Below are 15,879 nucleotides of genomic sequence, written 5' to 3'. Positions count from 1 at the left end.
ATTAAAAATAAAATCTAAATAAAGAAATAATTCTATTTTCTTTCTCTATTTTTATTCTTTTTGACATTATCTATAAATATAAAAACGCACAAAGCGAGTATTTCACTTTGTGCGTATGTCTTTTTTATTCTTTAAGAAATAACAGATGTCGTTAATCTAGAAATACACACTTGACGACCTTCATCATCAAATATTTCTATCGACCAGACTTGATGTGATCGACCTAAATGAATAGGTTTGCATACTCCTCTTACCTTACCTTCTCTTGCTGAACGGATATGATTTGCATTAATTTCTAGCCCAACAATCTTTTGTTCACCTTCGGTACAAAGATACCCCGCAACAGAGCCTAATGTTTCAGCTAAAACAACCGAAGCACCGCCATGTAAAAGCCCTAAAGGCTGCTTAGTACGATGATCAACAGGCATTGTTCCTTCAAGATAATCATCACCAAGACAGGTTAATTCTATGCCCAAATGGCTCATCATATTGTTTTGTCCAATATGATTAAGGTACTCAATTGTCGTTTCACGTTTCCATATCATGGCATAATCTCCAAAAGTGCCTGTAGTGGGTGTTTTAGCTCAATATTATCAATACGTTTCACTTGACTACGACAAGAGTAACCGGTACTCAAACAACGCATTGTTGGTAATTTTTTTAGCGCATTACCCCATGAAAGTTGATAAATGCCTAACGAGTTTTCATAATTATTTAGTTCATGTCCATAAGTACCTGCCATTCCACAACATCCCGTGCTCACAAATTCGAGTTGCTGCCCATAACGTTGGAAAATAGCCTGCCACTGTTTCATACTTTGTGGAAGCGCGGTCACTTCTGTACAGTGCCCAAAAAGATACCATTTTTCATCATTATCACGAATGGCTATTGGCTCAGATACCAATTTACTTAGCCATTCATGAACAAGTTGAACATTAAAATCCCCACGTTTATCACCCAATATTTCACGATATTCATCGCGATAACACAGCACTAATGCAGGATCAACACCAACCATAGGAATACCTAACTTTGCCACACGATTGAGCATAGTTGAGGTTTTTTGTGCCGTTTTACTAAATTGCTGTAAAAAACCTTTAATATGTTGCGCTTTACCATTAGGTGAAAACGGCAACAAAACAGGCTTAAACCCAATTTTTTCAATTAGTTTGATAAAATCGGCGACCACTTTGGCATCGTAATAACTCGTGAAAGGGTCTTGTACTACTAAAACATAATGACTTCGCTGCTTTTCAGATAAACGCTCTAAGTCTTCTAGCGTCATATCTAACGCCTTGTGTCCAGCCAATTGCTGCCTTAACGTCGGTGATGACAGCAAAGGTAAGTCGACCATTCCTATTGTATGTTTACTTAATGTTTGCACCAAGGGTTGCTTCATAAAGAAATTAAAGAATCCCGGCGCTTTTGCCATAATTGGCGTTGTTAGTTCAACATTCGCGACAATATGGTCTTTTAACGGACGTAAATAGCGCTGGTGATAAAGTTCAGTAAATTTAGAACGGAAGGATGGCACATCAATTTTAATCGGGCACTGGGTTGAACAGGCTTTACAAGCTAAACAGCCATTCATAGCCGCTTTCACTTCATGAGAAAAGTCATATTCACCACGTTTGGCTTTCCATGTATTACGTGTTTTCTCAATCAAACTTCTTAAGCTAGGTTTATTATTTTCAAGGCTAGATCTAAGCTGTTTTGGACTAACACCTTGTTCTGTTAATAAACGTAGCCACTCTCTTACAAGTGCAGCTCGCCCTTTAGGCGAATGAATACGTTGCCCGCTGATTTTCATTGAAGGGCACATTGGGCTTTTGGCATCAAAGTTAAAGCAAAGCCCATTACCATTACAATCTAATGCCCCTTTGAAATCTTGACGTACAGATAAAGGAATTGTGCGATCAAAGGTACCTCGTTTGATCGTATCAACTTGCTTCATGGGTTCATCGACCTCTAATGGAGGGCATATTTTACCAGGGTTTAATCTATTTCGAGGATCGAACACCGTTTTGATTTGGCGCAGTTCATGATAGAGCGTTTCACCGAAAAATTCGGGGCTGTATTGCGCTCTAAAGCCTTTTCCATGTTCGCCCCAGAGTAACCCACCATATTTGGCTGTTAACGTAACAATGTCGTCTGAGATAGACTTCATCAATAATTCTTGTTGTGGATCGCACATATCAAGTGCAGGCCTTACGTGCAATACCCCTGCATCAACATGTCCAAACATGCCATAATTAAGCTGATGGCGGTCGAGCAACGCTCTAAATTCTGTAATATAATCAGCAAGATGTTCTGGCGGCACACAGGTATCTTCTACAAAAGGAATGGGCTTTGCTTGCCCTTTTGCGTTACCTAATAAACCCACCGCTTTTTTACGCATGGCATAAATACGGTTAATATCCGCCAAATCCTCACAGACTTGATAGCCGATAACGCCGCCCTGACCCTCTTTCATTAATGAATCTAAGCGCTGGCATAATGATGTCACTTGTGAAGCGATAAGATTTTCATCATCCCCCGCAAATTCAACAATATTAAGACCTTGCATATCTTTATCAGGCACATCAGTGATCAACTCTTTAACCGAGTGCCACACAATATCTTCACGAGCAAGATTTAATACTTTGGAATCAACCGTTTCAACAGAAAGAGCATTCGCTTTCACTAAAAAAGGCGCATTACGTAATGCGGAATCAAAAGAATCGTATTTTACATTGACTAAACTGCGCTGTTTAGGAATTGGCGTGATATCGAGTGTCGCTTCAGTAATAAAAGCAAGCGTTCCTTCAGAGCCTGTTAAAATTCTCGTTAGATCAAATCGTTTCATGTCATCACTAAAGACATGGCGCAAATCATACCCGGTTAAAAAGCGATTTAATTTAGGGAATTTTTCAAGAATAAGTTTCCGTTGCTCTTTGCAACGAGATAAAACGGTACGATAAACTTTACCGATTGTAGAGCTTTCTTGGGCAATGTTTTCTGCTAGTGCGGTATCCATAGCTCGCGTTTCAAGCAATTCACCACCTAACAAAACGGCTCTAACACCAAGAACGTGATCAGACGTTTTACCATAAACCATTGAACCTTGCCCTGAAGCATCGGTATTAATCATTCCACCTAATGTGGCGCGATTACTGGTAGATAGCTCAGGTGCAAAAAAGAAGCCATAAGGTTTTAAAAAGAGATTAAGCTCATCTTTTATCACTCCAGCTTCCACTTTTACCCAACGCTCTTGCGGGTTTATCTCGATAATACGTTTCATATAGCGAGATAAATCAACCACGATACCCTCTGTTAATGCTTGCCCATTAGTTCCTGTACCGCCCCCTCTTGGTGTCAGAGAGAGTGAATGAAATCGAGGTTCATCAACTAAGCGAGCGATAATAGTGACATCGGCTGTGGAGCGGGGAAAAACGACAGCCTGTGGTAATAACTGGTAAATACTATTATCTGTTGCCATAGTAAGTCTGTCAGCGTAACTGCTGGAAATATCACCGGTGAAACCGTTTTTTTTAAGGGTATCAAGAAATTCTGTTGTGAGTTCACTGACTTGCGGTGCTTGCGATATACGTGGGATCATTTGTTATAGCTCTTTAATCTAATAGTCCACATTGCTTAATTTTAGATGTTGAAATGTATACTAAGAGGGATTTTGCCTCATTTTGTACTTTCAGACCGATACCTGTTCACCTTATCATACAATTCTGGCAAATTGCGTAGTGAGATAAACAACGTGATATTTGCAATGTTTATTCATCTGCTTCTAGCATTTTTATTCGTGTAGGGATTTAAAACCATGGAAAAACCGCAGATCCATACAGATATACCCAAAGTTTTATTCACTGTTCTTTTTATTTCTTTTTTTATTATCGCCAGTTTTTGGATCCTAAATCCCTTTATTGTGGGCTTAATTTGGGCTGGAATGATTGTTGTGGCAACGTGGCCTTTACTCCTTATTATTGAAAAACGAGTAAAATATCGTTGGTTATCAACCATGATAATGATGATTTTGATATTACTGATCTTCGTTATCCCTATTATCCTATTAATTAGTAGCGTCATTGATAATAGTGCCCCTTTAATTGAATTAGCGAAATCGCCTTCGAATATTCAACCACCTCAATTATTATGGCTTAATGATATCCCCATGATAGGAAGCAAGCTTTATGATACATGGCATTCTATTCTTGTCTCGGGGGGTAATGCATTAATCACAAAAATCCAACCTTATGTGGGACAAGCTGCAAACTGGTTTTTTGCTCAAGCCTTGAATATTGGTCGATTTGCCCTACATTTGGGTGTGATGTTGTTATTTTCAGGTCTATTGTTTTTACAAGGTGAAAATGTTGTATCTTGGTTGCGCCATTTTGCTATTCGCTTAGCGGGTCAACGTGGTGATGCCGCAATTTTACTCGCATCTATGTCTATTCGCGCTGTTGCATTAGGTGTCGTTTTAACCGCCTTAATTCAAGCAATTGTTGGTGGTATTGGTCTTGCTGTATCTGGCGTACCTTATGCTACGGTATTAACCGTCGTTATGTTTATTTGCTGCCTTGCTCAAATAGGTCCTTTATTAGTATTGGTGCCATCCGTTTTATGGCTATTTTGGACCGGTGATACCACTTGGGGCATTGTCATGGTGATTTGGGGCGGTGCTGTTGCAACAATGGATGGTGTATTACGACCTTATTTAATCAAAATGGGCGCTGATTTGCCTATGGTATTAATTCTCACAGGTGTTATTGGTGGGATTTTAACATTAGGTATGATTGGATTATTTATTGGCCCTGTCGTTCTCGCTGTTGCCCATAGTTTATTAAATGCATGGATTAATGAAGTACCAAAACCTAATCCTGATTTAACTGAAACAGTAGAATTTATGAATAAAAACTTTATCGAAAAAGAATAAATAATAATGGAGCATGTAAGTGTAGCTACTTACATGCTCTAAAAATAACAGAGCAAAGTTTAATAAAGATTATCAATTTAGGAATAAACCATTATATTTTTATATTAAAACTTACATTTTGAAACAAATTACATTTTTTTAAACCTGTTTGTTACCAGCAAGTTATATTCATTTTTAAATAATCCAATATTCTTTTTATTGAGATAATTCTTAGAGCATAATTAACATATTTCTCTTAATATAAATATCAACGAAACAAATGTTTCATCAAATTAATAATTTCGCCTTTCATATAAATAGATTAATTGGCGGGATTAATGAATATAAAATATTGCTGTGTGTAGTCTTTGCCTGTCAGCCCATGATAGGCTTTTTTTTTTACCTATTATTTTATAATTGTATAAAAAAAGCTCACATTATATTGTGAGCTTTTATTCATATCTATGATATTAATTCTATTGTGCTAACTTTACCCAAGTTTTAATTACAGTATCTGGATTTAAAGATAAACTATCAATTCCCTCTTCCATTAACCATTGTGCGAAATCTTCATGATCAGAAGGTCCTTGACCACAAATACCCACATATTTTCCATTACGTTTTGCGGCTTGGATTGCCATTGATAATAATGCTTTCACTGCATCATTGCGTTCATCAAACAGTGCAGAGACCACACCTGAATCTCGGTCAAGACCTAATGTTAATTGGGTCATGTCATTAGAGCCAATAGAGAAACCATCAAAATGCTCTAAGAATTTATCCGCCAATAAGGCATTAGATGGAATTTCACACATCATAATGACTTTTAAGTCGTTCTCACCTCGTTTCAAACCGTTTGCGGCTAATTCATCAATCACCTCTTCAGCTTGGCGTACAGTACGAACAAATGGGATCATGACTTCAACATTCTTTAAACCCATATCATTACGAACACGTTTTATCGCTTCACATTCAAGCGAGAAGCAGCGACGGAAATCGTCAGAAACATAACGACCTGCACCACGGAATCCTAACATTGGGTTCTCTTCATCTGGTTCATAACGATCCCCCCCCACTAAGTTAGCGTATTCGTTAGATTTAAAGTCAGATAAACGAACAATAACGCGTTTAGGCCAGAATGCCGCGGCTAATGTAGCAATCCCTTCCGTTAATTTACTGATGTAATACTCAACTGGAGATTCATAGCCAGCCATCATTTCATTGATTTCGGCTTTTAATGCTTCAGTTTGGTCGTCATACTCTAATAATGCGCGAGGATGCACACCAATCATACGGTTAATAATAAATTCTAAACGCGCAAGACCAACACCTTCATTTGGTAGACCAGCAAAATCGAATGCACGATCCGGATTGCCGACGTTCATCATGATTTTGAGCCCTAATTCAGGCATATTATCGATTGCGGAGCTCTGAATAGAAAAATCCAGTTTGCCATCGTAAACAAATCCTGTATCACCTTCAGCACAAGAAACGGTTACCACTTGTCCTTCCGTAATACATTCTGTTGCATCACCACAACCCACAACCGCTGGAATACCTAATTCACGGGCAATAATTGCAGCGTGACATGTTCTTCCGCCACGATTAGTCACAATCGCAGAGGCTTTTTTCATGATAGGCTCCCAATCTGGGTCTGTCATGTCAGTGACCAACACATCGCCCGCTTCAATTCTATCCATCTCACTTAAGTTATGAATAACTTTCACGGTACCCGTACCAATACGATGACCAATAGCACGACCTTCAATAATAACAGAGCCACTTTCATTTAATTGATAGCGCTCCATAACTTGTTGGTTAGAACGAACTGTTTCTGGGCGTGCTTGAACAATGTATAAACGACCATTATGTCCATCTTTAGCCCATTCGATATCCATTGGTCGACCATAGTGACGTTCAATCAACACAGCTTGTTTAGCCAGCTCTTGAACTTCATGATCAGTCAGGGAAAAACGATTGCGCAGTGATTCAGGCGTATCTTCGATACGGACTTGTTTACCATGTTCAACACTGTCTGCGTAAACCATTTGGATCTTTTTAGAACCAAGATTACGGCGAACAATAGAAGGTAAACCTTTTGCTAAAGTTGGCTTGTGTACATAGAACTCATCTGGGTTAACTGCCCCCTGCACAACCATTTCACCTAAACCATAAGCTGATGTAATAAAGACAACTTGATCAAAGCCTGATTCAGTATCGATGGTAAACATCACACCTGAAGAAGCGAGATCAGAACGCACCATACGTTGAACACCCGCAGATAATGCAACACCACGGTGATCATAACCTTGGTGAACACGATAAGAGATTGCACGATCGTTAAATAACGAGGCAAATACGTGTTTAATTGCTACGAGTATGGCATCAATACCTTGAACGTTTAAAAACGTTTCTTGTTGACCGGCAAAAGAAGCATCAGGCATATCTTCTGCTGTCGCAGATGAACGAACGGCAAATGACGCTTCAGATTCACCCTCACTTAATGTGAGATAAGCATCGCGAATATCTTTTTCAAACTGAGGCGTAAAAGGTGTATCAATTACCCACTGACGAATTTGATTACCAGCTTGAGCCAGCTGATGAACATCATCAACATCAACGCTATCAAGTAATTCATAAATACGCTGGTTGATACCGCTCTGTTCCAGAAAATCATTAAACGCTTGCGCTGTGGTAGCAAACCCATTAGGAACAGAAACACCCAGTTCTGCTAGGTTTGTGATCATTTCACCGAGGGAAGCATTTTTCCCACCAACACGATCAACGTCATTCATACCTAATTGGTTATACCAAAGCACATTGCACGGGGTGAGGCTATTGCTGGACATTGAGAACAATCCTTTTTTAAACAATTATGAGAGAGAGAGAAAAAAAGAAAAACCCGCTGTCAAAACGACAACGTAAATAAGCGTATCACAATGTGATGCTGAATATAGAAAGGTGAATCGATCAACCAGAAAACTTTATTTTTTTATCCTTTATAATCACTAAAAATGCTTTAGATAATATTGTTTGATTTGCTAATTCAGCTAAAAAAAAGGTGAGCATTATGATATTAAGCTTGAATTCTATTAACTGTGATAATAATGAACCTATTGATAGAACAGTCTTTTTTATCTCAGATGGTACAGCAATTACGGCTGAAGTATTAGGCCATGCGGTACTTTCTCAATTTCCATTAAAAATGAAAAGTTATACATTACCTTTTGTTTCGACGGTGGAAAGAGCTGAAGAAATAAAACAGAAAATTGCTGAAATTTATAAAAAGAGCGGCACTAAACCCCTTGTTTTTTATTCTATAATCAGCCCTGAAGTTAAACAGATAATAAATAGCAGTGAAGGTTTTTGCCAAGATATTGTGCAATCTCTTGTCATACCACTTGAAAAAGAAATGGGGATCCAAGCATCACCAAAATTAAATAAAACCCATGGATTAACGGAAAAGAATCTTAGTAAATACGATGCGCGTATTGCCGCCATCGAATACACCCTTTCTCATGATGATGGCATATCATTACGTAATCTCGACCAAGCGCAAGTGATCTTGATTGGTGTTTCTCGCTGCGGGAAAACCCCTACTAGCCTTTATTTAGCAATGCAATTTGGTATTCAAGCTGCCAACTATCCATTTACGGCGGATGATATGGACTTTTTAAAACTCCCCGCAGAACTAAAAGAATATCAGCATAAATTATTTGGCTTAACTATTGCACCAGAACGTCTTGCTGCTATTCGGGGTGAACGTCGCGAAAATAGCCGTTATGCATCGATTCGCCAATGCAGAATTGAATTGTCTGAAGTCGAAGCACTTTTTAGAAAAAACAATATCCCTTATCTCAACACCACAAATTATTCTGTTGAAGAAATTTCAACCAAGGTAATTGATTCTATGGGATTAGCGAGAAGAATGTTTTAACGCTTTCTGGCGACTTTTTATTTGTTTTTCTCTGTGAACGCTGTTGAAATTAGCTGAATTTCGTTTATTGTGATCTTAATCACTGGGTAGACTTACCCTGTATATTTATTGAGATGAATTATGTTAAAGACCGACGAACTACGGACTAAGGCGCTAGACAGTCTGGTAACACCAGAAACCTTAGCAAAAGAGTTCCCCATTTCTGATGAGATAACCCAAAACATCACATCAGCACGTAAACGAATTGAAGCGATCCTTATTGGTGAAGACAAGCGACTGCTCGTCATTGTCGGACCTTGTTCTATTCATGATCCTAAAGCTGCCAAAGAGTACGCTGCTAAGCTTAATCAGCTGAAAGAACGCTATCATAACCGATTAGAAATCGTCATGAGAACCTACTTTGAAAAGCCACGTACAGTGATTGGCTGGAAAGGTTTAATCTCTGATCCTTACCTTGATAACTCTTGCAATGTCAATGAAGGTATTCGCCTTGCAAGAAAACTATTAATTGAAATAAATGCATTAGGTTTACCCACTGCAACTGAATTTCTCGATATGGTCACTGGCCAATATATTGCAGATTTAATTAGTTGGGGTGCCATTGGTGCTAGAACAACAGAAAGCCAAGTTCACCGTGAAATGGCTTCTGCACTCTCTTGCCCTGTGGGCTTTAAAAATGGCACCGATGGTAATACCCGTATTGCAATTGATGCTATTCGCGCCTCTCGAGTAGGTCATACTTTCTTATCGCCTGATAAAAATGGTCATATGACGATTTATCAAACCAGTGGTAATCCTTATGGTCATATTATTCTGCGTGGCGGTAAAAAACCAAATTATCACGCAAGCGATATCGCTGATGCAGTTGATGCACTAAAACAAGTGGATTTACCAGAGCATCTTATTATCGATTTTAGCCATGGTAACTGTGAAAAAATCCATCGTCGTCAATTAGAAGTAGCCAGAAATGTTGGTCAACAAATTAAAGATGGTTCACAAGCGATTGTTGGCGTGATGGCTGAAAGCTTTTTACAAGAAGGCTCACAAAAAGTCATTCAAGATAAACCCTTGGTTTACGGTCAATCAATTACGGATCCATGCTTAAGTTGGAATGATACGGAACACCTTCTCGAACTACTTGCTCAAGCCGTTGAAAATCGATTTAAATAACCATTATGCTTGAGGGGATACTTTCTATCCCCTTTTTTATTTTGCTTCTACTCTATTTTGATAAAATTATAGTCTTGCCTTTATTCCACTGTGCTAATTCTCATCGTATCACGCCCTGTTATTCACAATATGACTTAAATTTACTGGTTTACGTTAAAAAAAGCTTGTCTAAACATTTTTGTTAACGATAATGATTATCATAATGATAACGCTTATTACTCTTAGTGTATTATGAATAAAAAAGCTAATAATTTGGATAGTTCTTTAACTAAACAAAATTCTCATTTTTTAATAATTCAATCAATTAATAGTATTGAGTTATTAGGTAAAGATGGTGTGGTTTACATTCAACATAACGGAGAGTTGTATCAACTACGCCAAACAAAATCAGGAAAATTAATCCTGACTAAATAATCTTTTTTAACAATAACTTGCAAGCCACCTACCCCTTCAGCTAGGCAGCCAGCTAAATAACTCCATATACAAGGACTTTTTATGGACATTTATGGTATGTGTATGCTGAAAAAACATTTCAAATATTCAGGTATAGCAACAGCACTTTGTCTGCTGTATTCCCCTATTGCCTCTGCACATCTTGAAAATACAGGAACGGACTCTCTTACTGTTATTGGCTATAACGACGATCGAACCTCAGATTTTCGCTCTGTTATTGATGCTTCTTCAGCTAAAACACAAACCGCATCCACTGCGGGAGAAATGTTAAAAGATGTTGCTGGTGTGACATTATCAGGAACGGGTATCACAAATGGCGCGAATATTCTGATGCGAGGATACGATCAAAAAGGCGTCAAGATTTTAGTCGATGGTATCGAGCAACCTTTAGAAACTACTATCAACAATTTAGGTGGTATTTTTCTCGACCCTTCATTAGTTAAACGTATTGATATAAAACAAGGCTCATCCCCCGTATTACACGGTCATGGTGCAATGGGCGGCGTTGTTTCATTTCAAACACTTGATCCTCATAGTTTATTAAAAATAGATGAAAAACTCAGCGCCAAATTATTTACCTCACTTTCCTCCGCAGATAAGCATTTCACTTATGGCGGTGTGATTGCAGGACGACACGATATAGCTGAAGGTTTATTTGCTTACAGCCAACGTCAACGAGGCCCTATTCGCCTTGCTAATGGTGATAAACTCGAAAATCACGAACATGTTAATAACTTTTTTGCTAAAGCTTATCTCTATCCAACTGAAAACCAGACTCTTATTTTTTCAGCTCGACATTATGAAAATAAAGGCACTCAGCGAGAAGTGTTACATCGTATGGGCGGATTTGGAAAAAATAAAAGTAACCAAGTAGAACGTAAATCTGAACAGAAAAATTATTCGATTACTTATCATTATGAGCCTGAAACACACAATTGGATTAATCTAACCAGTCATTTGTATTATTCACAATTCAATATTAATCAAACATTTTTGACTGATACCTCTCTTTCTGATTATCAACGCAGAAAAAATCAACAAGGGAAAATAGGTAAAAATGAAGATCGGACACAATTAACTTATGGATTAAAAATTGAGAACCTCTCTCAATTTTCCTATTCAGATAAATTAAACCAAAAAATGACTTTGGGTTCAGAATTTTATCAACAAAAAATGGTTTCTAACCAAGCAGCTAAAAACTTCCCTCTCGCCAAAATGCTTTATGCTGCGGGCTGGGTAGAAAGTCAGTTCTCGACACCACATTTACCTTTAGCATTAACAACCGGTTTACGTTATCACTATTATAAAAATAAACCTCAGAGCGAGTTAAGTGTGCTTTTAGAGGATTTTAAACAACATAAACCCGATTTTCATCAAGCAAGTGACAGCAATATTAGTAAAAATATTGCACTAACCTTTACACCAACACAATGGTTACAACTCTATACCTCATATTCAACCAATATGAGGGTACCCACGCTAAATGAAATGTTTAACGACTCACTTCATTTTGAAATACCTGCTATTTTGGGTCGTACAGCAAAAGGATTTTGGATCCCAAATCCTAATCTTAGTCCTGAAAAAAACCGCACTTGGGAATATGGTGGAAAACTGACTTTTTCACACTTATTAACAGCTAATGATGAATTTTCTCTGAATGCCGCTTATTTTGATACAAAAGCCATAGATTATATTACCTATGATATTTGGGATGCTCGTGTACTAACGAAAAAGCTTCATCTACAAGCGATTAATATTCCTCAAGCACTTATCGACGGTGTTGATCTTGGTCTACGCTATTCACATCCATTAATATCTATTGGATTAGGCTATAATCGCACTAAAACCCTTGAATTAACCACACATGAAACCATTTCGCCAGTTCGTCCTGAAATACTCACAACCTTTATTCAACTGCCTATTGCTAAAACGTCCTTCTCATTAGGATGGTCGGGCAAATTTGCCAGTGCAACAGAAAATAAAGGCACACACAAAGGGCGCGCACCTCACGTAAAAGGCAAAACAACAAATCGAATGCAAGAGCTGATTACTCAATATCCAGGCTATGGCATTCATGATTTCTCAATCAGTTATCAATCTCAAAATAATAAAGATGTTCAAGCCGCATTGGTACTCACTAATGCCTTTAATCGAGAGTACTTCTCGGCATTAGGTGTGCCACAAGAAGGCAGAAATATCAAAATGTCCGTCAGTTATCGCTGGTAGATGAGGAGCAATGATTTATATCACAAAGGGCTGTTTAACAGCCCATTAAATAACGGAGATCCATCCGCATGTCTCAGCCATCTATATTGATTAAATTTAGTTTGCTTGCTGTTGCTATCTCTTCTGCTTGTGTATCTGCACAAGAGAAAACACAAACTAATGAAGGAAGAAACTCTGAGGTGCTTACTGTTTATGCGACAGGTAATGAACGCGATAGTTTTACATTACCCGTAATGTCAACGGTTATCAAAAATAATAATGCGTGGTCAGAAACCGCAGGAAGTGCTTCTGAATTACTTCGTCATGTACCTGGGATTTCTATTTCAGGTGCGGGCCGTACTAATGGTGAAACCATCAGTATGCGTGGATACAGTAAAAATGGCATACTGACACTTGTAGATGGTGTACGCCAAGGAACAGATACGGGGCATATCGATAGTATTTTTGTTGATCCTCTACTTATAAAACAAGTTGAGGTTATTCGTGGTCCATCTGCACTTTTATATGGTAGTGGCGCTCTTGGCGGTGTTATCGCTTATGACACTGTTGATGCAAGCGATCTACTTCCAAAAAACAAACAAGGTGGCGTGCGTATTACTGGTCTTGGCAATACTGCTCAACATAGCCAAGGTTTGGGTGTTACAGCTTTTGGTAGACACGATAATCTTGATGGGCTCGTTGCATTATCAGCTCGCGATAAAGGTGATATCCGTTATGGTGGCGGTTATCGCGCTCAAAATGATGAAACCATTATTAACCTCCTTTCTAAAGGGCGTTGGCTAATTGATGATAGCAACACATTAAGTGGACAATTCCGCTATTACCATAACAATACAAATCAACCTAAAAATCCTCAAATTCCCTCGAATCCTACACTTGCTAATGTAGAAACGGATCGCACCACGACACAAAAAGATGTTCAGTTAACCTATCAATTTGATCCTTCAGATTTACAATGGATTAATTTGAAAACACAGGCTTATTACAGTGAAGTTGATATCAATGCCAAAACCGAACAAAAAGGATTTGAAGGTCGAGAACAAAAAACCTATGGCGTAAAACTCGAAAACCGCTCACAAATCGGTACATACAACTTTGCATCACATGGATTGACTTATGGTGGTGAGGTTTATAAACAAAAACAATCACCGAGCCAACATGCCGAAAGCTTCCCACAAGCCGATATTCGATTTATGTCAGGTTGGGTGCAAGATGAAATCACTTTACGTGATTTACCTGTCTCCTTAATTTTAGGAACCCGTTTTGACAAATATAAAAGTCAAAACGATCGTTATGATGACATTACTGCGGATAAATGGTCATCAAAAGGGGCAATGAGTATCACACCGACTGACTGGTCAATGCTTTATACTTCTTATTCACAGGCATTTAGAGCGCCAACTTTAGGTGAGATGTATAACGACGCGAAACATTTTGATGCTCCTTTCCCTGGCGCGCCAACAAACTATTGGCGTCCAAACCCCAATTTAAAGCCCGAAACCAATTCAACTACTGAATATGGGTTCGGTTTTCAATTCGACGATTTATTATCTAATAATGATAATCTGAAAATTAAAGCTGCCCATTTTAATACTCGTGCAAAAGATTATATTGATGCCGATGTCTCTATTTTTCAGGGATATACACAATCAACAAATATTTCAAGAGCAACTATTTGGGGGTGGGATGTTTCTATGAGTTACCAATCGAAATTCTTTAATTGGGATTTAGCCTACAACCACACCAAAGGGAAAGATAATGCGACTAACGCCTCAATTACTTCAATTGAGCCAGATACATTAACCAATCGCTTTGATGTGCCTGTACCCAATACCGATTTTTCTGTCGGTTGGATTAGTCAATTTACCAAAAAAACGGATTTTACCAAACACGACCGTTTTAATCGCCCAACCCATCGCCAACAAGCAGGTTATGGCGTTAATGATTTTTACCTTCGTTATGAAGGTAATGCTGCATTAAAAGGGTTAACAACTTCATTTGTACTGAGTAACGCATTTGATAAAACTTATTATTCTTCTGCCGGCATTCCTCAAGAAGGTCGAAATGCAAAAGTACTGGTAAGTTATCAGTGGTAATTAACAATAAAATCAACGAACTATCTAATAGGAGTTTCTGTGAATAAATCTCTTTATGAGAGCTACCTGCAAGCTAAAGCGGATAAAAAAGCATCATATGCGCGTGATCTTGCTGCTTACTTAAATATCAGTGAAGCTGAACTCACGCACGCACGCGTAGAACACGATGCAATGCGTTTACGCAATGAGGTACAAGAATTATTAAAAGCATTAAGTAAAGTCGGTGAAGTCAAAGCTATTACTCGCAATGATATTGCTGTTCATGAACACCTTGGTGAATACACAAATGCACGTTTTAGCGATCACGCAGGTTTAATCTTAAATCCCCGAGCAATGGATTTACGCTTTTTCTTCGCTTATTGGTCAAGCATTTTTGCCCTTGCCGAAGAGACATCAAAAGGGATCCGTTATAGTATTCAATTCTTTGATATGCATGGTGATGCATTACATAAAATCTATGCGACAGATAACACAAATATGGATGAATGGAATGCACTTATTCAATCATTCTTATTGGAAGAAAATCCTGCTCTTGATATCACGCCTGTTGAACCATACTCAAATACGCCAGTTAGTCATGAATTAGCGGAACAACTTGAACAACAATGGCGTTCAATGACTGACGTTCACCAATTCTTCAAACTACTAAAAGAAAATAACTTAAGTCGTCAACAAGCATTTAAAGCGGTTCCTGACGATCTCGCCTATCAAGTCGATAACAGCGCACTGAAAACTTTATTAGAACTCGCTAAAGAAGCACAAAACGAGATCATGATCTTCGTCGGTAGCCGTGGTTGTGTACAAATTTTTACAGGACAAATTGATCGCCTAGTTCCTCATCAATTTGAAAATAGCGAACAAGTTTGGATCAATATTTTCAATCCTGCTTTTACTCTTCATTTAATTGAAAGTGAAATCGCAGAAAGTTGGGTGACACGTAAACCAACTCAAGATGGTTTTGTTACCAGCCTTGAAATCTTTGATAACAAGGGACAACAAATTGCTCAACTCTATGGACAACGCACTGAAGGTACTGCAGAGCAACAACAGTGGCGTGAACAAGTGAATACCCTCACTAAAATCGCCTAATC

Annotated in this window: 10 protein-coding genes; 7 read left to right on the top strand and 3 right to left on the bottom strand. The window is 38.3% G+C overall.

What is annotated here, in order from left to right:
- Positions 1-131: 131 nt before the first annotated feature.
- The gene (gene menI / locus SB028_RS08450) at positions 132-545 is read right to left on the bottom strand and encodes a 1,4-dihydroxy-2-naphthoyl-CoA hydrolase (RefSeq protein WP_069369323.1); all 414 of its coding nucleotides are present in this window, start codon (positions 543-545) and stop codon (positions 132-134) included.
- Positions 542-3,598, bottom strand: a complete 3,057-nt coding sequence (locus tag SB028_RS08445; protein ID WP_069730309.1) for an FAD-binding and (Fe-S)-binding domain-containing protein — start codon at positions 3,596-3,598, stop codon at positions 542-544. The genes menI and SB028_RS08445 overlap by 4 nt, the downstream gene beginning before the upstream one ends.
- Positions 3,599-3,814: 216 nt before the next feature.
- Between SB028_RS08445 and ydiK the strand changes: the two genes are divergently transcribed.
- Complete coding sequence (ydiK, locus tag SB028_RS08440) at positions 3,815-4,927, top strand: AI-2E family transporter YdiK (protein WP_069369324.1); 1,113 nt, start codon at positions 3,815-3,817, stop codon at positions 4,925-4,927.
- 455 nt (positions 4,928-5,382) lie between these two features.
- Here ydiK and ppsA read toward each other — a convergent pair whose 3' ends face one another.
- Positions 5,383-7,755, bottom strand: coding sequence for a phosphoenolpyruvate synthase (ppsA, locus tag SB028_RS08435; protein WP_128860560.1), 2,373 nt, complete (start codon positions 7,753-7,755; stop codon positions 5,383-5,385).
- Positions 7,756-7,976: 221 nt separating this feature from the next.
- Between ppsA and SB028_RS08430 the strand changes: the two genes are divergently transcribed.
- The 6 genes from SB028_RS08430 to SB028_RS08405 all read left to right on the top strand — a co-directional run bounded on the left by SB028_RS08430 (position 7,977) and on the right by SB028_RS08405 (position 15,877).
- Complete coding sequence (locus SB028_RS08430; protein WP_069369325.1) at positions 7,977-8,843, top strand: pyruvate, water dikinase regulatory protein; 867 nt, start codon at positions 7,977-7,979, stop codon at positions 8,841-8,843.
- Positions 8,844-8,963: 120 nt separating this feature from the next.
- Positions 8,964-10,013 carry a 3-deoxy-7-phosphoheptulonate synthase gene (locus SB028_RS08425; protein ID WP_069369326.1) on the top strand — a complete coding sequence of 350 codons (1,050 nt, stop codon included), beginning with the start codon at positions 8,964-8,966 and terminating at the stop codon, positions 10,011-10,013.
- Positions 10,014-10,244: 231 nt separating this feature from the next.
- The gene (gene hemP, locus SB028_RS08420; protein ID WP_069369327.1) at positions 10,245-10,427 is read left to right on the top strand and encodes a hemin uptake protein HemP; all 183 of its coding nucleotides are present in this window, start codon (positions 10,245-10,247) and stop codon (positions 10,425-10,427) included.
- Positions 10,428-10,508: 81 nt separating this feature from the next.
- Complete coding sequence (locus SB028_RS08415) at positions 10,509-12,692, top strand: TonB-dependent receptor domain-containing protein (RefSeq protein ID WP_069369328.1); 2,184 nt, start codon at positions 10,509-10,511, stop codon at positions 12,690-12,692.
- Between the two features lie 68 nt (positions 12,693-12,760).
- Positions 12,761-14,788: a TonB-dependent hemoglobin/transferrin/lactoferrin family receptor gene (locus tag SB028_RS08410; protein ID WP_069369329.1), complete on the top strand. Its 2,028-nt coding sequence runs from the start codon at positions 12,761-12,763 to the stop codon at positions 14,786-14,788.
- A gap of 39 nt (positions 14,789-14,827) precedes the next feature.
- Positions 14,828-15,877, top strand: a complete 1,050-nt coding sequence (locus SB028_RS08405) for a hemin-degrading factor (protein WP_069369330.1) — start codon at positions 14,828-14,830, stop codon at positions 15,875-15,877.
- Positions 15,878-15,879: the final 2 nt, after the last annotated feature.

The organism is Proteus vulgaris, from assembly GCF_033708015.1.
Classification (GTDB): domain Bacteria; phylum Pseudomonadota; class Gammaproteobacteria; order Enterobacterales; family Enterobacteriaceae; genus Proteus.
This window is presented reverse-complemented; position numbering and strand designations above follow the sequence as displayed.